Annotated in this window: 22 protein-coding genes and 1 pseudogene; 15 read left to right on the forward strand and 8 right to left on the reverse strand. The window is 38.2% G+C overall.

The window, feature by feature from the left end; translation table 11 throughout:
• The first annotated feature begins 13 nt into the window (after nt 1-13).
• The 10 genes from rseA to acpS all read left to right on the forward strand — a co-directional run bounded on the left by rseA (nt 14) and on the right by acpS (nt 8,932).
• Complete coding sequence (rseA, locus tag GWJ05_RS11120) at nt 14-640, forward strand: anti-sigma-E factor RseA (protein ID WP_036938924.1); 627 nt, start codon at nt 14-16, stop codon at nt 638-640.
• A 49-nt stretch (nt 641-689) separates the two neighbouring features.
• The gene (gene rseB, locus GWJ05_RS11125; RefSeq protein ID WP_103004897.1) at nt 690-1,658 is read left to right on the forward strand and encodes a sigma-E factor regulatory protein RseB; all 969 of its coding nucleotides are present in this window, start codon (nt 690-692) and stop codon (nt 1,656-1,658) included.
• A 12-nt stretch (nt 1,659-1,670) separates the two neighbouring features.
• Nucleotides 1,671-2,135, forward strand: a complete 465-nt coding sequence (gene rseC / locus GWJ05_RS11130; protein ID WP_036935321.1) for a SoxR-reducing system protein RseC — start codon at nt 1,671-1,673, stop codon at nt 2,133-2,135.
• 302 nt (nt 2,136-2,437) lie between these two features.
• The gene (lepA, locus tag GWJ05_RS11135; protein ID WP_036935324.1) at nt 2,438-4,234 is read left to right on the forward strand and encodes a translation elongation factor 4; all 1,797 of its coding nucleotides are present in this window, start codon (nt 2,438-2,440) and stop codon (nt 4,232-4,234) included.
• Nucleotides 4,235-4,248: 14 nt separating this feature from the next.
• On the forward strand, nt 4,249-5,220 hold the full coding sequence (lepB, locus tag GWJ05_RS11140; RefSeq protein ID WP_036935327.1) for a signal peptidase I: 972 nt from the start codon (nt 4,249-4,251) through the stop codon (nt 5,218-5,220).
• Between the two features lie 195 nt (nt 5,221-5,415).
• The gene (gene rnc, locus GWJ05_RS11145) at nt 5,416-6,096 is read left to right on the forward strand and encodes a ribonuclease III (RefSeq protein ID WP_036935330.1); all 681 of its coding nucleotides are present in this window, start codon (nt 5,416-5,418) and stop codon (nt 6,094-6,096) included.
• Nucleotides 6,093-7,001 (forward strand): GTPase Era, encoded by a 909-nt coding sequence (gene era / locus GWJ05_RS11150; protein WP_036935334.1) that lies wholly within the window; start codon nt 6,093-6,095, stop codon nt 6,999-7,001. The genes rnc and era overlap by 4 nt, the downstream gene beginning before the upstream one ends.
• A 9-nt stretch (nt 7,002-7,010) precedes the next feature.
• On the forward strand, nt 7,011-7,751 hold the full coding sequence (gene recO, locus GWJ05_RS11155; RefSeq protein ID WP_036935336.1) for a DNA repair protein RecO: 741 nt from the start codon (nt 7,011-7,013) through the stop codon (nt 7,749-7,751).
• A 69-nt stretch (nt 7,752-7,820) separates the two neighbouring features.
• Entirely contained in the window at nt 7,821-8,552 is a 732-nt protein-coding gene (gene pdxJ / locus GWJ05_RS11160) for a pyridoxine 5'-phosphate synthase (RefSeq protein ID WP_161681409.1), read from the forward strand.
• On the forward strand, nt 8,552-8,932 hold the full coding sequence (acpS, locus tag GWJ05_RS11165; RefSeq protein WP_161681410.1) for a holo-ACP synthase: 381 nt from the start codon (nt 8,552-8,554) through the stop codon (nt 8,930-8,932). The genes pdxJ and acpS overlap by 1 nt, the downstream gene beginning before the upstream one ends.
• Before the next feature lie 42 nt (nt 8,933-8,974).
• On the opposite strand, the gene GWJ05_RS11170 is transcribed toward acpS, so the two are convergent.
• Nucleotides 8,975-9,235 (reverse strand): YfhL family 4Fe-4S dicluster ferredoxin, encoded by a 261-nt coding sequence (locus tag GWJ05_RS11170; RefSeq protein ID WP_036935345.1) that lies wholly within the window; start codon nt 9,233-9,235, stop codon nt 8,975-8,977.
• Between the two features lie 241 nt (nt 9,236-9,476).
• Nucleotides 9,477-9,721, reverse strand: a pseudogene (locus GWJ05_RS11175) (helix-turn-helix domain-containing transcriptional regulator).
• An 81-nt stretch (nt 9,722-9,802) separates the two neighbouring features.
• On the opposite strand from GWJ05_RS11175, the gene GWJ05_RS11180 reads away from it, so the two are divergent.
• Nucleotides 9,803-10,438: a LysE family translocator gene (locus GWJ05_RS11180; protein WP_036935348.1), complete on the forward strand. Its 636-nt coding sequence runs from the start codon at nt 9,803-9,805 to the stop codon at nt 10,436-10,438.
• A 107-nt stretch (nt 10,439-10,545) separates the two neighbouring features.
• Nucleotides 10,546-11,076 carry a tRNA adenosine(34) deaminase TadA gene (gene tadA / locus GWJ05_RS11185; RefSeq protein WP_036935351.1) on the forward strand — a complete coding sequence of 177 codons (531 nt, stop codon included), beginning with the start codon at nt 10,546-10,548 and terminating at the stop codon, nt 11,074-11,076.
• 8 nt (nt 11,077-11,084) lie between these two features.
• Here the strand turns inward: tadA and GWJ05_RS11190 are convergent, their stop codons facing one another.
• From GWJ05_RS11190 to mltF, 6 genes are all read right to left on the reverse strand, one after another.
• The gene (locus GWJ05_RS11190; RefSeq protein ID WP_036935354.1) at nt 11,085-11,633 is read right to left on the reverse strand and encodes a fimbrial protein; all 549 of its coding nucleotides are present in this window, start codon (nt 11,631-11,633) and stop codon (nt 11,085-11,087) included.
• Nucleotides 11,633-12,703 carry a fimbrial protein gene (locus tag GWJ05_RS11195; RefSeq protein ID WP_087803274.1) on the reverse strand — a complete coding sequence of 357 codons (1,071 nt, stop codon included), beginning with the start codon at nt 12,701-12,703 and terminating at the stop codon, nt 11,633-11,635. The genes GWJ05_RS11190 and GWJ05_RS11195 overlap by 1 nt, the downstream gene beginning before the upstream one ends.
• Nucleotides 12,704-12,728: 25 nt before the next feature.
• Nucleotides 12,729-13,493 carry a fimbrial biogenesis chaperone gene (locus tag GWJ05_RS11200; RefSeq protein ID WP_036935358.1) on the reverse strand — a complete coding sequence of 255 codons (765 nt, stop codon included), beginning with the start codon at nt 13,491-13,493 and terminating at the stop codon, nt 12,729-12,731.
• Between the two features lie 30 nt (nt 13,494-13,523).
• Nucleotides 13,524-16,010 carry a fimbria/pilus outer membrane usher protein gene (locus tag GWJ05_RS11205; protein ID WP_036935360.1) on the reverse strand — a complete coding sequence of 829 codons (2,487 nt, stop codon included), beginning with the start codon at nt 16,008-16,010 and terminating at the stop codon, nt 13,524-13,526.
• A gap of 180 nt (nt 16,011-16,190) precedes the next feature.
• The gene (locus tag GWJ05_RS11210) at nt 16,191-16,739 is read right to left on the reverse strand and encodes a fimbrial protein (RefSeq protein ID WP_006533475.1); all 549 of its coding nucleotides are present in this window, start codon (nt 16,737-16,739) and stop codon (nt 16,191-16,193) included.
• 842 nt (nt 16,740-17,581) lie between these two features.
• The gene (gene mltF, locus GWJ05_RS11215) at nt 17,582-19,039 is read right to left on the reverse strand and encodes a membrane-bound lytic murein transglycosylase MltF (RefSeq protein WP_161681411.1); all 1,458 of its coding nucleotides are present in this window, start codon (nt 19,037-19,039) and stop codon (nt 17,582-17,584) included.
• 264 nt (nt 19,040-19,303) lie between these two features.
• On the opposite strand from mltF, the gene purL reads away from it, so the two are divergent.
• The 3 genes from purL (at nt 19,304) to qseG (ending at nt 26,334) form a co-directional block, all read left to right on the forward strand.
• Nucleotides 19,304-23,194 (forward strand): phosphoribosylformylglycinamidine synthase, encoded by a 3,891-nt coding sequence (gene purL / locus GWJ05_RS11220; protein ID WP_161681412.1) that lies wholly within the window; start codon nt 19,304-19,306, stop codon nt 23,192-23,194.
• Between the two features lie 690 nt (nt 23,195-23,884).
• Nucleotides 23,885-25,333: a sensor histidine kinase gene (locus tag GWJ05_RS11225; RefSeq protein WP_036935367.1), complete on the forward strand. Its 1,449-nt coding sequence runs from the start codon at nt 23,885-23,887 to the stop codon at nt 25,331-25,333.
• Entirely contained in the window at nt 25,333-26,334 is a 1,002-nt protein-coding gene (qseG, locus tag GWJ05_RS11230) for a two-component system QseEF-associated lipoprotein QseG (protein ID WP_231135590.1), read from the forward strand. Before GWJ05_RS11225 ends, qseG begins: the two co-directional genes overlap by 1 nt.
• The last annotated feature ends 3 nt before the right edge of the window (nt 26,335-26,337 follow it).

Consider the following 26,337-nt stretch of genomic DNA (forward strand, 5'->3'; position numbering starts at 1 on the left):
AGGGTACTTTTACATGCAAAAAGAAAAACTTTCTGCATTTATGGATGGCGAAGTTCTTGATAAAGAATTAATGGGAACAATTGCACGTGATGACTCAATGAAAGAAACATGGCAACGTTACCATTTAATTCGTGACACAATGCGTGGTGATGTAGGTGAAGTAGTCCACTTTGATATCGCAAGTCGCGTTGCGCTCGCTTTAGAGAACGAACCTGTCCGCATAAGTCCTGAACAACAACGAGAGCAACAACCTGCGCCATCACAATGGCGTCAGCACTCTTTTTTACAAACGTTACGCCCTTGGGCGAGTCAGTTAACTCAAATTGGTGTCGCGGCTTGTGTTTCATTAGCTGTTATTGTTGGTGTTCAGCAATATAATGGAAAGAATGGTTCTGAAGATTTCCAAGTAGATACACCTGTGTTTAATACCCAACCTATCATGGGGTCTGGTGCACCAGTAAGTTTAAATTTTCAAAATGATACTTTAGGTAAAGATCAGCAAACACGTTTACAAGAGCGCAATCAGCGCCTTGGATTAATGTTGCAACAGTATGAGTTAGATCGTCGTATTTATAATGCACCACAAAATGAAGCACCAGCGAATGAGCAAGGTGTAACTCAACCGGTAACAGCACAGTAATAATAACGACGTGAATGTATAAATAACGTGTGGGAATGAAACAGTCGTAATGAAAAAATCATGGTTATCCGTCTTATTGGTGGCGGGCAGCCTGTCAATGCCGATACAAGCCTTGGCGCAACCTCAAACAGGTAGTGTCGAGGCTTTGTTGCAAAAGATGGGTCAGACAAGTCAAAGCTCTACCTATGAATTATCTTTTATCAATATCAACTCTCAAGGTATTGTTCCTATTCGCTATCGTCATACTCTTATTGATGGCAAACCTCTTGCACAATTAATGCAAATGGATAGTACACGTCGTGAAATTGTTCAACGTGGTAATGAAATCAGTTATTTTGAACCAGGATTAGATGCCTTTAGCTTGAGAAATGATCATATTGTTGATTATATTCCTGCTATTATCTATCAAGATTTCAATGAGTTATCAAACTATTATAATTTTATTGATGCGGGTAGAACTCATATTGGTGATATTCCAAGTCGCGTTGTTCGTGTGTTATCAAAAAATAATGACCGTTATGATTATGTCTTATTTATTGATGAAGAAAGGTATCTTCCTTTAAGAGTTGATCTTTTAGATAAAAATAATGAAATAATTGAGCAGTTTAGAGTGATTACAGTAAATGAAGGCAATGAGGTTGAGACTAAATTGAATTCATTACGTACCGTGAATATGCCACCGGTGTTACTTATCCCTAAGTCTAAACCTTTAGTCTATCACTGGTCAGTCAGCGAGTTACCTGATGGCTTTAAAGAAGTAAAACGTAGTAATCATCAAATTTCTGAAACTGAGTTTAGTCAGTCTATTTTATTTAGTGATGGTCTATTTGACTTCTCTATTTATGTTAATAAAAGTGGTCAGCATACCAATTCGCCCGAACGCGATAAAATGTTAAGGTATGGCCGTAATACAATTTATACTTATGACAAGGAAGGCAATGAAATTACCTTCATTGGTCAACTACCATTTTCTACAGCACAGAAGATAGTGAATAGTATTGTATTTACGAAAAAGTAAAAGGTATAAGTTATGGTTAAAGAGTGGGCAACAGTTATACATTGGCATGAAGGAAGAGCGTTATTGCGCTATGGTTCTTCTTCTGGCTGTGGTAGTTGTCAAGCTCGTGCCGCGTGTGGTTCTTATTTATTGAATAAAATAGGACCCGAAACTGTTCATCAACTCGAACTTCCAGTAGCACAACCTTTAGTCGAAGGACAAAAAGTGGAAGTTGGGATCCCTGAAAATAATCTACTTCTTTCTGCGATGTTGGTGTATTTAACGCCACTTATTGGCCTATTTATTGTTGCGGGCATTGCGAGCCTTTGGTTTTCCAGTGAATTTGCTATTTTTTGTAGTGGTCTTGCTGGTGGCCTTCTTGGCTTTTTATTAGCAAAAAGAGTGGCAACATGGTGGAGCAAAGATGAAGGTTTTGAACCGGTTATATTACAAATAGGTCTTCCTCCTCATGAACTTAAGGTTCAATTCCAAGAGTAGTTAGCAGATAAAAAAGAAGGGGCGTTAGCCCCATTATTTTTTGCTTGGCTAATTTCGTTATTGTTTTCATCTTAAATTAATGCGTTTCGATATCTAGAAATTGTCTCAAAAAAATCACAAATAAATGCAAGTCTTAGCATAAATGTTTGTGTTTGATGAACGTTTCTTTGAGTATAATGTCTCTAGTGTGTAGAATGCGTCATCAATAATAACTCCTGCAATATAGAGTTTTCGCTTTGTGTCCATGAATGACTCCAAAGCCAGATTTATAGAGCAAAGCAATAGAGAAAAATAATTTCAGAATGAAAAACATACGTAACTTTTCCATTATCGCACATATTGACCACGGTAAATCGACGTTATCAGATCGAATTATTCAAATTTGTGGTGGCTTATCAGATCGTGAAATGGCTGCGCAGGTTCTTGATTCTATGGATCTTGAGCGTGAACGTGGTATTACAATCAAAGCGCAAAGCGTAACCTTGAATTACACCGCGGATGACGGTGAAGTTTATCAGCTTAACTTTATCGATACCCCTGGACACGTTGACTTCTCTTATGAAGTATCTCGTTCACTTGCCGCTTGTGAAGGCGCCTTATTGGTCGTTGATGCAGGACAAGGGGTTGAAGCACAAACATTAGCAAACTGCTATACGGCGATGGACATGGATCTCACCGTCGTCCCGGTTCTAAATAAAATAGATTTACCTGCAGCCGAGCCTGAGCGCGTTGCTGAAGAAATTGAAGATATTGTAGGAATTGATGCCACAGATGCAGTACGTTGCTCTGCAAAAACAGGTGTGGGTGTCAAAGAAGTTATTGAACGTCTTGTTAAAGAAATTCCAGCGCCCGAAGGCGACCCTGAAGCGCCATTACAAGCTCTGATCATTGATTCATGGTTTGATAACTATCTTGGTGTTGTTTCACTTATTCGTGTTAAAAACGGTAAAGTGAACAAAGGCGATAAAATCAAGGTCATGAGTACTGGCCAAGTTTATAACATTGACCGTATTGGTATTTTTACGCCCAAACAAATTGATACAACATCATTAAATTGTGGTGAAGTGGGTTGGGTTGTTTGTGGTATTAAAGATATTTTAGGTGCCCCTGTTGGAGATACTTTAACAGCAGCACAAAAACCAGCAGATAAACCGTTACCAGGTTTTAAGAAAGTGAAACCACAGGTGTATGCGGGGTTATTCCCAATTAGTTCCGACGACTATGAATCATTTCGTGATGCATTAGGTAAATTAAGTCTTAATGATGCATCATTGTTCTATGAACCAGAAAGTTCATCTGCATTAGGTTTCGGTTTCCGTTGTGGTTTCTTAGGTCTTCTTCATATGGAGATTATTCAAGAACGTTTAGAACGTGAATATGACCTCGACCTGATCACAACAGCACCAACGGTAGTTTATGAAGTTGAAATGACTAACGGTGATATAATATCAGTAGATAGCCCGTCTAAATTACCTGCACTGAATAATATCGAAGAAATCAGAGAGCCTATTGCTGAATGTCATATGTTATTACCGCAAGAATACTTAGGTAATGTAATTACTTTATGTGTCGAAAAACGCGGTGTTCAAACCAATATGGTCTATCATGGTAATCAGGTTTCATTGACTTATGAAATACCAATGGCGGAAGTGGTCTTGGATTTCTTTGACCGCTTAAAATCAACATCACGTGGTTATGCTTCTTTAGACTATAACTTTATCCGTTTCCAAGGCTCAAACATGGTACGTGTCGATGTCTTGATTAATGGTGATCGTGTTGATGCTTTAGCGTTGATAACACATAACGATAATGCACCTTATCGTGGACGCGAGTTGGTGGAAAAAATGAAAGAATTTATTCCACGTCAACAGTTTGATATCGCTATTCAAGCGGCAATTGGTAACCATATTATTGCTCGTTCAACTGTTAAACAGTTACGTAAAAACGTATTAGCCAAATGTTATGGTGGTGACGTTAGCCGTAAGAAAAAACTGTTACAGAAACAGAAAGATGGTAAAAAACGTATGAAGCAAATTGGTAACGTAGAGCTACCACAAGAAGCGTTTTTAGCCATCCTTCATGTTGGTAAAGATAAATAATTTAAGGAGAAAACATGGCTAACACGTTTGCCTTGATCCTAACGCTGGCAACGCTAATAACGGGCGTTTTTTGGTGTATTGAGCGCTTTAAGCTCAAACCAGCCCGAAAAGCAAAACTAAAGCGTCTTCAAGAAATGACGCAAGGTACTGAGGATCAGCAAGAGTTAGCAAAATCAATTAATAAACCAAGCTGGGCTGAAACCTTAGGTTCTCTCTTTCCAGTATTGATTATTGTTTTGGTTCTGCGTTCATTTGTGTATGAGCCGTTTCAAATACCTTCTCGTTCCATGATGCCAACCTTATTGGTTGGCGATTTTATCTTGGTTGAAAAGTTTGCTTATGGATTAAAGGATCCAATAACACAAACAACGTTAATAAATACAGGAAAACCCAAACGGGGTGATATTGCCGTCTTTAAATATCCTCGGGATCCTTCTACTGATTTTATTAAACGTGTTATTGGGTTACCGGGTGATAAAATTGTTTATGATATGATGTCGAAAAAAATACACATCTACCCAAATTGTAATAAAGCGATTTGTAATGATGAGATTTCGGTAACTTATGGTACCGCTTATCCAAGCGAATGGACGCTGTTATTGCAAAATGTACCGGGTGGTCAGCGTATAAATGGCATGAAATCAATTCCAATTGAAGAGCCGATTTCAACAGCAACTCAATTACGTGAAGAAGAACGAGTAGAAACGATAGGAAAAGTCTCTCACCGTATAATGACAATACCTGGTGATATGACGATGCCTGAGTTTATCCAACCTGGATTACCCGTTGGTACTTGGATTGTCCCAGAAGATCATTATTTTATGATGGGCGATAACCGTGATGGAAGTTCTGACAGTCGCTTCTGGGGCTTTGTGCCAGAGAAAAATTTAGTGGGTAAAGCGACAACCATTTGGATGAGCTTTGAAAAACAAGAGAATGAATGGCCTACAGGTGTTCGTCTCAGTCGTATCGGTGGCATTAAGTAACTATTGACAAAATAGCTACAGCATTCCTTTCTATCTCAGTGTAGAATATGCCACTTCTTTAAATATGATTGGCTCCTGTTATTCACAGGAGCCAGTGCAAACGCAACAGTTCTGTTATCCAACCCGATAATCTCTCGTTGTCTTAAACAGATTTGTTGCGTGTGCTCCAAATTAAGTTATGGAACTTGATCGCACATGAATACTTTATTAGTAAACCAGTTACAAAAGAAACTGGGATATACTTTCACGCAAAATGAATTATTACTTCAGGCTTTAACGCATCGTAGTGCAAGTAGTAAACACAATGAACGTTTAGAATTTTTAGGTGATTCAATTCTAAGCTATGTTATTGCTAATGCGCTCTATCATCGTTTCCCTCGTGTTGATGAAGGGGATATGAGCCGAATGAGAGCAACGCTTGTTCGTGGTAATACACTCGCAGAATTAGCGCGTGAATTTGAACTAGGCGAATGTCTGCGTTTAGGGCCTGGAGAATTAAAAAGTGGCGGTTTTCGCCGAGAATCAATTTTAGCAGATACGGTGGAAGCTTTAATTGGTGCTATTTTCCTTGATAGTAATATTCAAAATATCGAAAAAATTATTTTAAAATGGTATGAGAATCGTTTGGCTGAAATCAGTCCAGGCGATAAGCAAAAAGATCCTAAAACTCGTCTGCAAGAGTATCTGCAAGGGCGCCATCTTCCACTACCTTCTTATATTGTGGTACAGGTTCGTGGTGAAGCCCATGACCAAGAGTTTACGATCCATTGTCAGATAAGCGGTATCGATCAACCTGTCAAAGGGATGGGTACAAGCCGTCGAAAAGCTGAACAAGCCGCTGCTGAACAGGCATTAATACAACTGGAGCTTGAATGAGCGAAGAACAAACCTATTGCGGATTTATTGCGATAGTCGGTCGCCCAAATGTGGGAAAATCAACACTACTGAACCAATTATTGGGGCAGAAAGTTTCTATTACATCACGTAAACCGCAAACAACGCGTCATCGTATCATGGGTATTGATACTGACGGTGCTTACCAAGCGATTTATGTTGATACACCGGGCTTGCATATTGAAGAAAAGCGAGCTATCAACAGACTAATGAACCGCGCAGCAAGTAGCTCGATTGGTGATGTTGAACTGGTGATTTTTGTTGTTGAAGGCACCAACTGGACGCCTGATGACGAAATGGTATTGAACAAATTAAAATCATTGCGTTGCCCTGTTTTATTAGCAATTAATAAAGTGGATAACGTCATTGATAAAACCAAGTTACTTCCACATATTGGCTTTTTAAGCCAACAAATGGATTTTCTTGATGTTGTACCAATTAGTGCAGAAAAAGACATGAATATTGATACGATTGCAAAAATTGTTCGTAAATGTCTACCAGAAGCTATTCATCATTTCCCTGAAGATTATATTACTGATCGTTCTCAACGTTTTATGGCGTCAGAAATTATTCGTGAGAAATTGATGCGTTTCTTAGGTGAAGAATTACCTTATTCTGTCACTGTTGAAATTGAGCAATTTGTGACTAATGAGCGCGGTGGTTACGATATCCACGGATTAATTCTGGTTGAACGTGAAGGCCAGAAAAAAATGGTTATTGGTAATAAAGGCGTAAAAATCAAGAAAATTGGCACCGAAGCCCGTATGGATATGGAAGACCTATTTGAAAACAAAGTTCACTTAGAACTTTGGGTGAAGGTTAAAGCTGGCTGGGCTGATGATGAACGTGCTTTACGTAGCCTTGGCTATGTGGATGATTTAAAGTAGGTAACTGAAGTGGATGGCTGGCAACGTGCATTTGTTATCCATGCTCGACCCTATAGTGAAACAAGCCTATTGCTTGATTTTTTCACTGAAAATGAAGGGCGAGTACGCATATTGTCGAAAGGTGCACGGGGCCGTCGTTCACCCTTAAAAGGGGCACTTCAACCTTTTACGCCTTTGCTCATTCGTTGGAGTGGGCGAGGAGAAGTTAAAACCCTTCGTGATGCTGAACCTATCTCTTTAGCTTTACCGCTGACAGGCTCTGTTCTTTATAGTGGCTTGTATCTTAATGAACTTTTGTCTCGTGTTTTAGAAAATGGCACTTCTTATAGTGTGCTTTTTTTTGAATACCTTTCTTGTTTACAAATTCTTGCTGCTAGTGATACTACACCAGAGGCAGCCTTAAGACGCTTTGAACTCGCTTTATTAACACAACTTGGTTATGGCTTAGATTTTCTGCATTGTGCAGGAAGTGGGGAGCCTGTTTCTGATACGATGACATACCGTTATCGTGAAGAAAAAGGTTTTATCGCAAGTTTAGTGGTTGATCATAATAGTTTTACTGGGCTTGAATTAAAATCATTAGCCAGTCGTGAGTTTCCTACAACTGAAACATTAAAAGCGGCGAAAAGGTTTACAAGAATGGCATTAAAGCCCTATTTAGGTGGAAAACCATTAAAAAGTAGAGAACTTTTCAGGCAATTTGCCATTAAAAAAGCCCCGAAAAAAAGGGCATTGATAACTGATCAATAATATTGTCTTTTTCTTCTCTATGGAATGTGTAAACTAAGGTAATGCAACGTTATTTTTCAGGAGAAGAGCATGTCTGATATTCTACTTGGCGTTAATATTGACCATATCGCCACCCTTCGTAATGCCCGTGGCACAACGTATCCCGATCCTGTTCAAGCCGCTTTTGTTGCAGAACAAGCAGGCGCTGATGGCATCACTATTCATTTACGTGAAGATAGACGTCATATCACTGACCGTGACTTAATGCTGATAAGCCAAACAGTTCAGACAAGATTAAATCTAGAAATGGCAGTTACAGAAGAAATGATTGAGATTGCGTGTCAAACGCAACCTGATTTTTGTTGTTTAGTACCTGAAAAACGCCAAGAAGTAACAACAGAAGGCGGTTTAGATGTTGTTGGGAATGAAGAAAAGATAGTAGATGCAATTAAACGCTTATCTTTAGCAGGTATAAAAGTTTCGCTATTTATTGACCCTGACCATGAACAAATTAACGCAGCAGATCGTGTTGGTGCGCCTGTTATTGAAATTCATACTGGTGCTTATGCTGACGCTGAAGATGAAATGGCTCAAGAAAAAGAGTTTGCTCGTATTCGTGATGCAGTAACTTATGCCGCATCTAAAGGTTTAAAAGTGAATGCTGGGCATGGTTTGCATTATCACAACGTGCAGCGCATTGCAGCCTTGCCTGAATTATATGAATTGAATATTGGTCACGCCATTATTGGTAGAGCGGTATTCAGTGGATTAGCGCCTGCAGTTGAAGAAATGAAACGTTTAATGCGAGAAGCGCGTCGCTAATGGCCATTGTTGGTTTAGGTATGGATATTGTTGAAATATCGCGTATCGAAGAAATTATAGGGCGTTCTGGTGAACGCCTTGCTCGTCGCATTCTTACTGAAACAGAATGGGGAATCTATCAATCACATAAACAGCCAATACGTTTTTTAGCCAAGCGATTTGCAGTCAAAGAAGCCGCGGCAAAAGCATTAGGTACAGGCATTCGTTTAGGATTGGCTTTTAACCATTTTGAAGTACGTAATGATGAATTGGGTAAGCCAACACTGCACTTTTTAGCGGTTGCCAAAGAAATGGCAGAAAAAGCGGGGATAAATTCTATTCACGTGACGCTTGCTGATGAGCAACGCTATGCTTGTGCGACAGTTATTTTAGAGAAATAACGTTTTTAGTTTTATCACCCACAAAGATTTTGTGATTGGAGTTTAGATCTTATCTGCGTGGTGGATCAACACAAATTTTTCCCATAATTCATCCTGAGATTCAGTATGAACAGGATCGATAATGATCGTGTTGGTAATTGGGCAAACCGATTGGCAAGTCGGTTTATCGTAATGTCCTACACATTCAGTGCAAAGATCAGGATTAATTTCATAAATATCATCCCCCATTGAAATCGCATCATTAGGACACTCGGGTTCACACATATCGCAGTTGATGCATTTCTTTGTAATTAGTAAAGCCATATCAGTCACTTAATATATAAATCATTAAATTTCAGTAACTTATATCTTGCACTTATATGTTACCATCTATCAGTTTTGTGTCGCTATATCCGATAAAGTAGTGTTTTATCATTCAAATAGGAATATTACCCCAATCTTTTTGCTTAATAGGCACTAAGTAAGGGAAGTAAGGTTACCATTTATAGGGAATTTCCTAAAGTGGCATCGCTCAAATGGTTTATTAGAATGTATAAATAAAATATTAAATATTTGCTAATGAAGAGAAATAAAAGCAAGTTGCACTAATAACGTTGCGTAATGTTTTTAATGTTGGATTTCCTGTTGGTGATCATGTTCGATAAAGCGTTTCTCAAGATACTCCTACTTTTTTGGCTATTTTTGCTATACCGCTCCGAGCTTCTACGACATGGCGTAAGCCATAAGAAAAGTTTCTTGCCCACTATCTTCATCAATATCAAGAAAGGCTTGGTGTAAAACGAATAACAAAAAATAGTATTTTTTGTGGTATCCCGCACACCTAACACTCTGTTATTGAGGTTAAATAATAAAATAAATAAGGGGTATACTATGCCAACACTATTCAATATGTGGACATTCGCACTTTTGTCCTTGGGGTTGGTGCTAACACCGGGCCCTAATATGATTTACCTGATATCACGCTCAATCTCTCAAGGGAAAAAAGCGGGATTTATTTCACTCATTGGTGTAGCTGTTGGCTATATTTTTTATATGTTATTAGCTACATTTGGTATTACCGCAATTTTTATGGCTGTGCCTTATGCTTATGATACCTTGAAAATTTGTGGTGCTATTTATCTGCTTTATATTGCTTGGCAGTCGATTAAACCCGGTGGTCGCTCTATCTTCCATCCTAAAAAATGTCTTTCAGGTAATACGACAACGCTTTTTGTAATGGGATTTGTCACTAATCTTCTCAATCCTAAAATTGCATTGATGTACCTTTCACTTCTACCTCAATTTATAACTATTGGGAATGGTAGCGTATTAAATCAGTCATTAGTCCTTGGTAGTATCCAAATTGTTATTAGTATTGCGGTGAATGGCTTGGTTGTTATTGCTGCGGGATCTATCGCTGGATTTTTTATACAAAGACCACGTTGGGCATTAATTCAACGTTGGTTTATGGCGACAATTTTAGGCGCTTTAGCGATTAAATTAGCAACCGAAGCCCGTATCAATTAAAGCTCTATCTTGTTATTTCTATCATAAACAATTCAAGGTAATCTCTTTAGTTATCAATAGAAAACAGGGTACAATATCCCGCTATATGATAATGAAGAGATATCCTTGTGAATAAAGTGAAAGATGATATTTATTGGATGTATAAAGCGATTGAGCAAGCGCATAAAGCACAAGAGATCGGTGAAATACCGGTGGGCGCTGTATTAGTCGTCGATAATAAAATCATTGCTAAGGGATGGAATCATTCAATTATCGATAACGATCCTACAGCACATGCAGAGATTATGGCATTACGCAAAGGGGGAAAGCATTTACAAAATTATCGTCTCCTCGATGCTACTCTCTATATTACTCTCGAGCCTTGTGTGATGTGTGCTGGAGCGATTGTACATAGTCGTGTAAAACGCGTGGTTTATGGTGCATCTGATCTAAAAACAGGTGCAGCGGGTTCATTTATTGATATTTTGCAACACCCTGGAATGAATCATAAAGTTGAGATAACGTCAGGTGTGTTAGGTGAAGAGTGTTCACAACTTTTAAGCCAATTTTTTAAGATGAGAAGGGCTGAAAAGAAACAACTTAAAAAGCAAAAAAATAGCCCTGTTTTAGTAAGTACAGAGCAAGCAACAAAGGAATAAATATCTGTTTACTGATAATTAAGAGTATAGGTTGCTTGAGCTTGGAAAGGGCCTGTTAGCAATGTTTGATTTTTCAGTGCAGAGGGTGATGCCTCAACATACGTCATAAAATTAAACTGAATACGTTTATTATTAAGAAGTCGAGTTGTGCTCGGCTTTTTTAATTGAATAACATTGCGTTGCACATCAGTAAATACAATCCCGATACTTTTAGGATCTTCAGATCCTGTACCAACAACAGCAAGATGATTAGGCATTGTAGGATGCTCTTTCCCATCAAGTGTAATTGTGACACTTTTATAAATATCTTGGCTGCAATTTTCTAAACTAATACTAAACGTAACGGGTTCACTTTTTTGAAAAGTATAGAGATCTTTTGCGGATATCTGTTTGAAATCGATCACCTTATTTTCATCACCGGCAACTATAGTACAACCATGTGCGACAACAACACCTTTAAACTCCATATCACCGCCAATAAGTTCTGTCGCTGCAAAAGCTGAAGATGAAAATAATAGCAAAAGTGAAATAGCGGATTTTTTAATTTTGTTATTCATTACATAAACTCTGCAACTAATGTAGCATGTGCTGAAAACTCACCTTCTGTAATTTTGCTCCCTGTTTTTGCGATGGGGGCGGCGGTGATTTCCCAGCTTCCTTTGAAGTTATTCAGTTTTCCCACAGAAAAATATTGATTAGGAGGCACAATTGCTCCTGATTTGTCTCTTAAAACAATACCTAGATTGGTTCGATCTACAGGTCCTGTTGTTCCAAGATAATTAGGATTAAAACTAGCGATACCTGAGCTTCCAGTTTGAATTTTAAACATAATTCGACTGTTAGGATTAGTAAAACTACCACCTTCACATTTTATTGGAATATTACGCGTAATTTTGTAGTTCTGGCCATTTAAGTAGTCAGAAGTATTACCAACATTGCCAAAATCAAAGGTAATTGGAGAGCCGTTATTAAATGTACATCTATCTTCAGTGGTTAATATGCCTGAACTAATGACTAATTTCGAAATAGGCTCAGGGCCATATTCTCGATATAAGCCATTACCTACACGAGCATACATTTGAGCTACGGCTTGCCCTGTTAATGAAATTCCATTAATAATCGGTTTTTTCAAGCGAAACACTAAGACACCGCTACTTCCTGACGACATGTTCGGTTTGGGGGATTCAGGAACACGGCAACCTTGTTGCCCATTTCGATTGTTGGGTTTTTCAATAAAAGGAACAGTAGGAAGCGAATCAGGCCCCCAAATAGAAAACTTGATTTGAACATCAACGTATTCATTAAGTTCATAGTAATTATTGCCTAAATAACGTAGATCAGAATTTGCCATATAATAGGTACGAGAATTGGGTACCAAGGGATCTTTTGGGCAATAAACAGTGGCCAAGTATCTATCAGGCAATGAAAAATTGACGGTGGCGGTTTCACCTGGTCGGTTATTAGGGAATGTTGCGTTATTTAACGCAACTCTAAAAACATTGGGGCCACCGACGGTACGAACTTCTCCATGAATATAAGCAGAAGCAATAATTGGAGTGCATAATATTGCGCCAGTAAAAAATAATTTTAGCGTATTGAAATAAAAATTTGCTGTTGTTGGATTCATTTTATTCCTACCGGCGTCAAGTTAATTAATATTTGGGTTGTTGTTCTTTCGGGGCTGCTTTACAGCTGTTTTGTTGGCAAACAAATTTTAATTCTGGATGCCCACCGTAATCATTTACATACATCATATAGAATTGATTGACGTTACTGGTTTTAACAGGAATTTCCAGTGACGATTTAGGCGCAATCATTAAACCAGGGAATGTAGTTAATTTATCACTATCTTCACCATTCAATTTATTCGAAAGACCAATAATCGTGATGTAGTAAGGTGTTGGATTTTCTGCAATAAATTTATTTTCTTGTTTTTTAAATATTAATTGATCTTGCCAAATCATACCGGGTTTTTCAGGAATAACAGCGGTAGGGCGATAGAATAATTTTATCCGTGACTGCATTGCCATTTGTAACACGTTTGCTTGCTTTGGTGCGGGTGGAATTTCACGGACATTTAAATAAAATAGAGACTCTCTATCTTGTGGTAAAAGTCCAATTTCTGCGGTTTTGGTTATTCTCACAACCCCTTTTTGGTCGCCATCAAGACGTTGTAAAGGGGGAAGGGCCACTAAAGGTGACGCAATTTTTTGGCCGTGTTCATTTTCAACCCATGATTGAGCTAAAAAAGGAATATCAGGACTCGTATTTTTTAAATTCACACTGGCTGAATTTTCATTACCAGTTAACACAATACGTGTTCTATCTAATGACACACCAGCTTGTGTTGTATTCACCATGCTAAATGCAAGTAATGAACCGCAAAAAAGTGTTTTGAGTGTGTTGAATGAGTTCATACATTTATCTCTAGTAATTCATTTTGTTCATTAAAATCCCTGACATAATAACAATTCACGTTTTAGTGGATCGTTAATTGCTGTCGGAATTGTAATTGTGCATTGGGTTTTCCCCGCCCAGACCACGTTTAATGATTCATTGAGGTGAACACCCGCGATATAGACTAGTCCTTCTTCCATCACCATTCCCATATTTTCACCATCTTTATTAGTGACTTCAGCACCAAAAGGAGGATGTTTTTGATCAGCGGTTTGCAAGATAGCCATTAGACGTTCACCTTGGCGAACAGGGAATGTATAGTAACCAATAGCACCTTCAGTTAACGTTGCTGAAGTGATGGCTTTACGTGTTTCAATATCTGAATCCATTTTATCAACATCAATACGCGCATCAACGTTGTTATAGCTGGTTAAGTCAGTAAGTACCCCAATACCAAATAGATTTGTTGTCGTACTTTGGTTATTAAACGGCACACCTGAAACGCCATCTGTATCAACCATCATTCGAGCTGTACTGGATGTCATGCTGCTACTATGTAATGCAGCGCCATGACGAGTAGCTGTAAATCCGCCTTTTACTGTTGCACCTACAGCAATATAATTATCTTGTTGATAGCTTGCATTGGCATTTATTTCTGCATATTGCGAGCGATGTTGGTAATAACCGTCTGTATTCGCTTTATTATCTGAACTTAAACCAGCACGGACACGCCACAAATTATTATAATTGCTATTGTCCGAATAAGAAGCCATTTGGTTTACTTTCCCATTACTGTCTTGCAGGCTATAACCTATATTTCGGCCACTGCCTAATGGGACTGAAATATTGAAAGAAATACTGTCATCAGTATTCCCTTTATGCTGAGTACGGAATGCAGAGAGGTTAGTATTAATCTGCTCCACACCCATTATCGAAAAATTACGACTTATTGTGGCACCATACTGCTCTTGTGTATTTCTATCCCAATAATTTTGATGACGATAAGAGAGATAAAGTGTGGTTGATTTTTCAATATCATCGGCCCAAAAGGTTTTGTTACCAGTGATGGTATACATTTCTTTTTCATAGCCATTGTTATTGATATCGTTATAACGTTCATCAATATATTGAGAAAAAGAGCGAAATGTTTTCTCTGAAAAACGGTAACCCGCAAAGGTAATAGTACTGTGATACTCATCAAAGGTTTTAGCATAGTTAAGTTTAAATGACATACCATTGATATTATCGTTATTATAGGTTTTGCTATAGGATTGAGTAATATCCCCAGAAAGAGTCCCTAAGCGCCCCATATCATGACCTAAACCCAATGACCATGCATTGTAATCTTTGGCTGTTAACAAAACACCACCATAAAGAGACCAGGTGTTATTCATTCCCCATGAAAAATCACCCTGATAGAAAACAGGGCCTTGCATTTTATGGTTATTAAGCGATGACTGACCGAATGATGTGTTATAACGCACGGAGCCAGGTCGTGTCATATAAGGTAGATTCGCAGTTTGTACTTGAAATTCGTTTATTTTGCCATTTTGCTCCTCAACTCTGACATCGAGTTGGCCTTGTACTGTATTTTGAAGATGTTTAATGGCAAAAGGGCCTGCAGGTACGGTTGTTTCATAAATTAAACGGCCATTTTGGGTTACCGTGACTTTAGCATTGGTATTTGCAATACCATGAATTTCTGGCGCATAACCTTGTAAAGAGGGGGGCAACATTCTTTCATCGCTTTGTATATTGGCACCAGTAAAACGGAAACTATCAAAGACTTGAGAGTTTAAATAAGTTTCACCAAGCGTTAATTTTGCTGCTTGGTTAGGAAGTGGTTTATAAGCGTAGATCTGATTCCAATCAAAACTATTGTTTGAGGCGTATTCAGATGAATAATTTCCTTGGTATTCAGCCCGTAAACGCCATTCACCAAGATTAATACCCGTTTGCCCATAACCTGTCAGTGAGTTGTTATTGTGACCTTTATTCGGACGAATTGATGTTCCTGTTAAGGTATAGTCAAGTAATAACCCTGATATGCCCGGATCCCATAATTCGGGTGGGGTCCAGTCGGCATCTTCGTATTTCATTAATGAACGAGGAATAACAATATCAAGAATACCGCCATCATTTTTGATGGTGATACCGGGGAGTTGATTAATATTGAAACAATTAGGTGAGATCTCTTCAATAAATTTTTGATTTTCTTCATTAATCGTTAATTTCTTTAGAAGAGATGGATCAATACAAGCAACAGAATAATTAGGCTTCACTTCAACGTAATTAATGTTTTGACGAGGAAAATCTCGTCCATTTATACGGATATCCAGGTAGTACATACCTGGAATAATATAATTAGAAGTGGCAAAGCGAGAAAGATCGACATTATCTCTATCTTCTGCATCTAGCATGTGAATATTAAATTCCACAGAATCATCTTGCTCAGCTTGAGCGAAAAACGCTAAGCACAATAGCAAAATGGCACAAATGTTTTTCCATTTTGTGCTGTGAAAATAAGAAATTAACATGAATAAACGCCTAGTTATTAATTAAATAGAAACTAATTAATTAAATAATGAATATTTATTTAATTACTTTTTATTTTTATTTTTTATTAATTTGAAGTGTTTTATCAAATTTAACGCAGAGGAAATCCCCTGCGTTAATGCAGTAATTTATTATTTAATTAATTTAAATAAATAAAACGATTACTGATAATCAACTTGGAAGTTGATAACGGCTTGGAATTCACCTGGCGTTACAGTCGCGTCTGCTGATTCAGCTTGAACGTAAGCAACAAATGGAATTTTTGAAACACCATTAACTAATTGTACTGGTGTTGTTGCTGTATTCCATTTAACTGATTTGCTACCTGCATCCATTAAGCCGATACCTGCACCAGACGCGGAGCCAGAAACGAAAGATGCTAAGTCTTTGTTTGTGGCATTAACAACACTTGGTGTATAGCTAACTGTAGCTGTTTTTGCTACTGTAGTATCACAGTCTTGTAATTCGATATCTTTTTTAACGTTACCCGCTTTTTGCATATTTGCTAATGCAGATGTTGGGATTTCGCTGAAATCAACAATAACTGGACTTGAAGAAGCGGCTAATCCACAAGCTGAATTAACAATTTCACCTTTTAATTGAATTTCGCCTTTAGTTGCACCAATTTTTGGTGCAGGAGTTTCAGCAGTTGCAACAGAATTAATACCAAAGACTAAAGCAGCGGCTAAAGCAATTTTACTCAGTTTCATTATAGATAATCCCTTGAAGATCGTGCGTATTATTATTTATGAAAAAATAATATTAATGTCGGAATATAAAATTTGATTTGCATTATATTTCGAGTTGTTTCGAATAATGGCTGGTTTATATGATATCAACAAAGGCATTCTATTTGATATAACGTTTTGTTAGTTTGCTCAAATTTCAGATTTAATCTGGCCTATTCCACATTAATAGAGTTTTATATAGGTTTATTCTTTTTATTACTCACTTTACGGGTGAAAAATTTCATCAGGCAGATAAATTTAATAGACAATACAATTAACATTATTTTAACTTTATAAAAAGTAATGTTATTAACATTACTTTAAGAAAATTAATAAAATCAATTATAGAATATCATAATATATATAATTCAAAGGTTTATATGCTAATAATGTGGGTATTAGGTTAATTTTTATTACGAATAAAGTTTTTATAACAAGAATAATCATAAAACGAATAATAACTAATGAGATAATTCCTACGTATTTAAGTTAATTTTTTCTTATATTTTCCCTATTCTGATAATCAAAAAAAGACGTATTAGGCTATTTTAAATACATTTCACTCACATAATGAGTTTTTTTAACTAATAAGTGTTACATTTTTTAACACGGTTTTTTTCTAATTTTGGTTAAAAAAAGGTAAGAGAGAATGTAACAATTGCTAAGATTAAGAAAATATTAAGAGCATATTGGTGAGGGAAAACCATCATCGAATATTAGAAATTAAACGATAAAAATGTTAAGTCAGAGTAAGCCTCTATAAAAGAGGCTGAACAGTTGTGAGATGCGTCATTCTTTAAATTGAAGGGGTAATGACAAAGTGGTTATTGAGTTAATGTTAATGATGATTTCTCTTGTTCTGTATCTTCATTATTTTCTTTGTCTTTAGATAGAATTTTGTTTTTACTCTCTTTAGCTTGAAGGTAGCCTACAAGACTGAGTTGATATCGACGAATATTTTCAACATAGCGATAGGCTTCATGTCCTCTTGCGTAGCCATAGGGGAGGTCAACATAATATTTCTTTTGGCTCAGTAGCGGTAATCTTGATTTTACATCTAACCAACTGTCAGGATCTGCACCTTGTTGTTCAGTCAGTCTTCTGGCATCAAGCATATGACCAAAACCCATATTGTAGGCGGCTAATGCAAACCAAATTTTCTCATCTTCAGGAATAGAATCAGGTAAACGAGAAAGAAGATGTTTAAGATATTGAGCACCGCCACGAACACTTTCCTCGGGATCAAGCCTATCTGCGACGCCCATACTTGATGCAGTAGGACGTGTTAGCATCATGAGACCTCTAACACCAGTTGGTGATGTTGCATGAGGATCCCAATGCGATTCTTGCCATGCCATTGCTGCTAATAATCGCCAATCAAAGGTATCCGCGTATTTTTCAAAAAGAGGCTGATAGTTTGGTAAAATAGAATCAATTGCAGTAATAAAAGAGATAGTATCAAAGTAATCAAATGAACCAACATGACCAAAATACTTTTCTTCTAATCGTGCTAATACATCTTCTTGAGATAATTGATTGAAGTAATCTAGCATGGCTGCATATAAACTATTATCTTCGCTATCAGGTAAATACCATGTCAGAGGACGGCTTTCAGTCACTTCAAACCCTATAGCAACATTAGGATGAATACGTTGTTGTACTGCAACACTGATAGAGTCTGCTAAAACATAGGTTATCTTGCCTTCTGATAACTCTTCTAGTAACTGTAAGGTTGTTTGATTGTCTGATTCTTCCCATTCAAGCTCGGGGTATTGCGTTTCTTTTAGTGTACGCAATAAACTTGCATGAGCTGAACCTGCTGTGACAACAAGGCGCCCATCTAGTGCATCAAAGCTACGTGGTCTTAATGTCCCTTTACGGTAAATTAATTGTTGGGATACTGAAAAGTAAGCTGGCCCACTGCGTGTCGTCTCTAATCTTTCTTTGTTATAGAGTAATCCTGCTGCGATAAAGTCTGCTTTATTGTTCTCCAGATCATCAAACATTTGGTTGATATTTGTCCGCATATTAACGACAAGCTTCACGCCTAGGTAATCAGCAAAGCGTTTCACTAATTCATAATCGAAACCTACGGGGTCCTTTTTATCGTTCATCGTTATCAATGGTGAAGACATTGTACTAATTCTTAACTCACCACGAGATAAAATCTTATTTATCTGCGCTTTTTGCCTATCAGGCCATGAGATATTCAACGCAATAATTGCCGCTGAAAAGAGCGCTATGATAACGATAACGAAATAGTTTATCCTTATATTATTCAATAGGTTATTTCTCGTTAACGTTGTTTATTGTTGTGTGTAAAGTTCTTATCTTAACATGGATAAATTTCCAGTAATCGAGCATTTTGCTTAACATATTGGCAATACGCAACTTGATTACACCAATTAATCATTAAAACACACTAAGTTAAATGCCGTTATTTTGTTCACGCAAACGGTTTCGTCTGGGCGGTTATTCTATTATACTAGGTGCGTTTCCCCTGAATGATTGATCAGGCTAGCTGCTAAAAGAGAGAACTCAATACTATGGAAATCCTGCGTGGCTCCCCCGCTTTATCCGCGTTTCGTATTAATAAATTACTCACTCAATGTCAGGAAAATGACCTTCCTGTACAAGGTATATATGCGGAATTTGTTCATTTCGCAAAAGTGGAAGGGCAGTTATCTGAAGATGACCACATTAAATTAAGCCAATTACTGCATTATGGGCCTTCATTAACAGAGCATGAGCCTGTTGGGGAAATGCGAGTAGTGACACCTCGCCCAGGAACTATTTCACCTTGGTCTTCTAAAGCAACAGATATTGCACATAACTGCGGTTTAGCCAAGGTAGTCAGAATTGAACGTGGTATCGCTTATTTTATTGAATGCGGTACGATGACAGAGACTCAGTGGCAACAGTTTTATGGTTTGATTCATGACCGAATGATGGAAGCCATCTTCTTAAATTATCACGATGTGAATGCACTTTTTGCAGAGCAAACGCCAGCACCATTAAAAACGATAGATGTGCTTACTAAAGGCAAAGATGCATTAGTGAAAGCAAATATTGAAATGGGATTAGCACTGGCAGATGATGAAGTTGATTATTTAGTCGATGCTTTTAACCGTTTGCAACGTAATCCAACAGATGTTGAGCTTTACATGTTTGCACAAGCTAACTCTGAACACTGTCGCCACAAAATATTTAATGCAGATTGGATTATTGATGGTAAAGCTCAAGATAAATCATTATTTAAAATGATTAAAAATACGTTTGAGCAAACACCTGATTATGTCATGTCAGCTTATAAAGATAATGCAGCTGTGATGGAAGGCTCTGTGGCAGGGCGTTTTTATCCGGATATAGAAAAAGGGCATTATCACTATCATCAAGAGCCAGTACATATCTTGATGAAAGTGGAAACACATAACCACCCAACCGCAATATCACCATGGCCAGGTGCTGCAACAGGTTCTGGCGGTGAAATTCGAGATGAAGGCGCAACGGGGCGTGGCGCCAAACCTAAAGCGGGTTTAGTTGGATTTTCGGTTTCTAACTTACGTATTCCTGGGTTTGAACAACCTTGGGAAGAAGACTTTGGTAAACCAGAACGTATTGTTAATGCGCTAGATATTATGACTGAAGGACCATTAGGGGGAGCCGCATTTAATAATGAGTTTGGTCGCCCCGCCTTATTAGGTTATTTCAGAACCTATGAAGAGCAAGTCAATAGCCATAATGGTGTTGAAATTCGTGGTTATCATAAGCCAATTATGCTAGCTGGTGGTATTGGTAATATTCGTGAAGATCATGTTCAAAAAGGGGATATTACGGTTGGCGCTAAGTTGATCGTATTAGGTGGTCCGTCTATGAATATCGGTCTTGGTGGCGGTGCGGCTTCTTCTATGACTTCGGGGCAATCTGATGCGGATTTAGATTTTGCGTCTGTTCAACGTGACAATCCAGAAATGGAGCGACGTTGCCAAGAAGTTATCGATCGTTGTTGGCAGTTAGGTGACGATAACCCTATCTTATTTATTCATGATGTAGGGGCTGGTGGCCTTTCTAATGCAATGCCTGAGTTAGTGAATGATGGTGGTCGTGGTGGTCGTTTTGAACTACGTGACGTTCTAAATGATGAGCCGGGAATGAGCCCACTTGAAATCTGGTGCAATGAATCTCAAGAACGTTATGTGTTAGCGGTATCTCCAGAAAACATGCCTCTGTTTGATGCGTTATGCCAACGTGAAAGAGCACCTTATGCCGTAATTGGTGAAGCAACACAAGAGCGTGAATTAGTATTAAACGATACACACTTTGATAATAAACCTATTGATATGCCATTGGACATATTATTAGGTAAAGCACCTAAAATGTTACGTGATGTGAAATCGCAAAAAACAGAAGGTGAGTATCTAGATCGTAAAGATATTGATTTAAAAGATGCCGTTTATCGAGTGCTTCACTTACCCGTCGTTGCTGAAAAAACCTTCTTAATTACTATCGGTGATCGTTCTGTAACGGGTATGGTTGCTCGTGATCAAATGGTCGGTCCTTGGCAAATCCCTGTTGCCAACTGTGCTGTTACCACTGCAACATTAGATAGCTATTATGGCGAAGCAATGTCGATTGGTGAACGCGCGCCAATTGCACTATTAGATTTTGCCGCATCTGCACGTATGGCAGTTGGTGAAGCCTTAACGAATATGGCGGGCAGTGATGTACAATCACTCAATCGTATTAAACTTTCGGCTAACTGGATGTCAGCTGCAGGGCATCCCGGTGAAGATGCTGGTTTATATGATGCAGTGAAAGCTATTGGTGAGGAGTTGTGCCCAGAGTTAGGTATCACAATTCCTGTTGGTAAAGACTCTATGTCAATGAAAACACGTTGGCAGGATAAAGAGGGAAAAACCAAAGAAGTAACCTCTCCTCTTTCTTTAGTCATTACGGCATTCTCTCGTGTTGAGGATGTGCGTAAAACGGTGACGCCTGAATTATCGACACAAGCTGGTAACCGTTTATACCTGATTGATCTGGGTAATGGCCATAACGCATTAGGTGCGACTGCCTTGGCGCAAGTTTATCGGCAATTAGGTCAAAAAGCGGCAGATCTTCGTGATGTTGAGCAACTAAAACAATTCTTTAATGTGATGCAACAATTGGTTAATGAAGGCAAATTGTTGGCTTATCATGATCGCTCTGATGGTGGTTTATTTGTCACGCTTGCAGAAATGGCGTTTGCAGGTCATTGTGGTTTAAACGTTGATATTAGTGCTTATGATGAAGATATCTTAGCGGGGCTCTTTAATGAAGAGCTAGGTGGCGTGATCCAAATTAGCGCTGAGTATCAAGAAGCAGTTGAAGCTTTATTTATGCAATACGGTTTAGCCGATTGTCTGCATTATTTAGGTCAAGCAACACAAGATGATGCCATTATTATCCAAAGCCGTGAAACAGAAGTTTACAATGAAAAACGCAGTACATTGCGTCTTTGGTGGGCAGAAACAACATGGCAAATGCAACGTTTACGCGATAATCCTGAGTGTGCTGATGAAGAACATCAGGCAAAACAGGATATCAATGATCCAGGGTTAAACGTACATTTAACTTTCGACCCAAGTGAAGACATTGCGGCTCCTTATATTGCAACAGGAAGTCGTCCTCGCATTGCAGTCTTAAGAGAGCAAGGTGTTAATTCTCATGTTGAAATGGCGGCTGCTTTTTATAGAGCTGGTTTTGATGCTATTGATGTTCATATGAGTGATCTACATTCGTCACGACGTTCATTAAGTGATTTTGATGTGCTGGTGGCGTGTGGTGGGTTCTCATACGGTGATGTATTAGGTGCGGGAGAAGGTTGGGCTAAATCTATTTTATTTAATTCTCGTTTACGTGATGAGTTTGCTCAATTCTTTGAACGCCAAGACACTTTATCGCTTGGTGTCTGTAATGGTTGTCAGATGATGTCAACGTTATCAGAGCTTATTCCAGGAGCTGATTTATGGCCTCGCTTTGTTCGCAATCGTTCAGAACGTTTTGAAGCCCGCTTTAGCTTGGTAAAAGTGACTGAAAGCCCATCATTACTGTTACAAGACATGGTGGGCTCACAAATGCCTATTGCTGTTTCTCATGGTGAAGGTTTTGCAGAGTTTCGTCATGCTGAACAATTAGCACAATTAGAGGCACAAAATTTAGTGGGATTACGTTTTGTTGATAATTATGGTCAGCCAACAGAACAATATCCATTAAACCCTAATGGTTCAGTAAAAGGGATCACTGCAGTCACCACAAGAGATGGACGCTCAACGATTATGATGCCTCACCCTGAGCGTGTATTTAGAACAGTCAGTAACTCTTGGCATCCTGATAATTGGGGTGAAGACAGTCCTTGGATGCGATTATTCCGCAATGCAAGGAAGCAGTTTGATTAATTAGCAGTAAATTTATCTTAGTAGTAAACACATAAAGCCTCTACGTTGTGAGAGGCTTTATTTTATTGATAATAAAGGTATTATTTTTTGTTGTGTAAAAATGACGACATTCTCTGTTTTGATTGTCTCTTTTTGGCGACACTTAACGTATTGAATTATAAATAATTATAAAATTTAAGGTAACTTTGTCTGGATATGGAGACAGCTTGGTTGTTTTATAACTAGATAAAAGAGAGATATAAATAAAATATAATAGGGGTGGTTTTATTTTTTATTATTTTTCAATTAGTTGTTAAAAATAATTAAATGTTGGCACGGCTTGTGCATTATATAAATCAGTTGCTCATTCAACTTTTTATGTCGGTCCACAATATGGGTGGGAACATACCACATAAGCCAGGAATGACGCCAGAGTAAGGTGCCTACCGTCCAACATCATGATACTCGTCTTCGGACCTTATCAAACATAGGGCGACACGTGGAGTGAGGCACCACCTTCATTCTCTTTTAGAGAAAAAAGAGATGAAATATTGACGAGCGGAATATCTCAGTAAGATATTCCGCTCTCCCACTTCTAGAGCCTGTCATATTTTCTCGCTTGTGTTTGTTATCCTTACCTGATTTTCTAATGTCGGACTTTTTTCTTGTTATCAAGTCATGTAGCATCGCATTACTCTAATAGGTGTTGAGATGATTTCATTGAAAAAGTGGCGTATTTTTCCTCGTTCTTTAAGACAGCTCGTAATCATGGCATTTTGGATGGTGCTATTACCTTTACTGGTACTTGCTTATCAAGCTTATCAAAGTCTCGATCAATTAAGTAATCAAGCTGCCATCACGAATAAAAATGCTTTGGCCGACACTGAACGCAGTGAAGTCATGCGAAATTTAGCTATTGAGATGGAAGGAAACTATCGTCGTTATTGTGTTTTACGAGATAAGACCGATGACGATATGTATCAACAACGTTATCAGCAATATACCAAACTTTTCTCAACATTAAAGCAAACCATTATTCCTCTTTCTGCATCTAAAGAAGCCGATGTGCTTAATACTTCGCTTGAAACGCTAAAGTCTATTCAATGTGAAAGTAGTGAGCCCACGAAAGAGATGCAACAAGCCCTAGAGCAGTTCTCTTATGCCAATAACCGTATTGTGGTACTAACAAAAGAGATTATTTTTAGCCGTGGCGAACAACTCCAGATGGCAATTGCCGAGAAAGGACGCTATTTCGGCTGGCAAAGTCTTATTGTGTTCGTTTTCAGTTTGATCCTCATCGCACTATTTACTCGAATGATTATCGGCCCCGTTAAAGGGATAGAGAAGATGATCAATCGATTGGGAGAAGGGAGAACGCTGAGTAATAATTTAGATGCTTTTCAAGGCCCTCGGGAACTTCGATCGTTAGCTCAACGTATTATTTGGTTAAGTGAACGATTAGCATGGCTTGAATCACAACGTCATGAGTTTTTACGTCATATTTCTCATGAGTTAAAAACACCGCTTGCGAGTATGCGAGAAGGTACAGAATTATTAGCTGATGAAGTTGCGGGGCCTTTAACGCTTGATCAAAAAGAAGTGGTTTCTATTCTTGATAATAGTAGTAAGCAGTTACAGTTACTGATTGAACAACTGCTTGATTATAATCGTAAACTTTCTGAGGTTCCTCAGCAAATTGAAGAAGTCGATTTAACTCATTTAGTGAATGATGTGGTATTAGCGCACAGCTTACCCGCTCGAGCAAAAGAGATCAAAACGATAATTTCACTTAACCTAACAAAATGTCGAGCAGAAGCGACATTATTATCACGAGTTATCGACAATCTCTACTCGAATGCGGTGCACTATGGTGCTGAATCAGGTAATATCTGGATCTCTAGTTATCAAGTTGAACAGAAGATAGTGATTGATATAGCCAATAAAGGAACGCCTATCCCTGAATCTGAACAAAAAATGATTTTTGAGCCCTTTTTTCAAGGTTCTTTACTGCGCAAAGGGGCTGTAAAAGGAAGTGGTTTAGGTTTAAGTATTGCTCATGACTGTATCAAAAGAATGGAAGGTGAATTAAGTGTCGTTCCTTCTGACTATGCCGATGTCTGTTTTCGTATTGAATTACCGCTACTTTCTGAGAATAAATAATGCAAATCAGGTCACAAATACAAGCATCTCCTCACCATGAGTATAAAAAAATAAATAAAAAGATGCTTGGTACTGAACCGTTATCTATGGCTCCTGCATCAACTAGAAAAATCGCATTAAATTGGAAACAATATGTCTTGTTTATTATGCTTCCACTGGTTCTTTCAGGATGTACGCCAAAGTCACTCACAGCATCGTTAGAACCTGAGCCTGAAGTGCCCGTCGTTAAACAACAAACGATTGATTACCGCTGGGCTGAATGTAAAACATTAAGCGCTTTTTATGATGAAGGCATTAATAATGCACTTTATTGGTTACGCACAATTGAATGTACAAATCGTCTTATGACTACAGAAGCACAGCGTCAAGCAAATAGTGTTGTGGTCACGGGATGGGATGATGCGTTTTATAAAAGTATTTTATTAGAACGTGCAGGTATGACGGTTGCTGATCGTCGAACACAACTCGTGTTACTAGAAAGCTATAAACTACAATTTCCAAGCTCTATGCGTGTTTTATTATCGACATGGATTGAAAATCAAACACTCATTCTCTCTTTAGCCGAAGAAAAGAATCGTTTTCGTCGTTTAACGACCGAAACAGATAATCGAATTGATGCTCTAAGAAAAGAGAATAATGCGTTAGGACATGAGCTAAATCTCACACTGAAAAAGCTTGAAAGCCTGACCCAAATCGAACGACAGTTATCGAATAGAAAGCAAAGTGGCTCTGTTGATTCGTTATCACAAAATGACGATTTAACGGAGAGTACATCTACTGAAATAGAAAAGCCTGCCGGTGAAAAGCCAGCTGAAAAACCCGTTTCGACGCAATCGATAACAGAGAAGCCAAAGGGTGAGGAAAAACAACCTTCTGCAACAGCGGTTAAACCAGAGCCTTCAAAACCAGAATCTACGAAACCCGAGGCGGTAAAACCAGAGCCAGTCAAAACTAACACTGACACACAAAGCTCAAAACCGACTGAAGCAGGATCTAAATAAGGA

It is taken from the genome of Proteus sp. G2626 (assembly GCF_009915985.1).
GTDB lineage: Bacteria > Pseudomonadota > Gammaproteobacteria > Enterobacterales > Enterobacteriaceae > Proteus > Proteus vulgaris.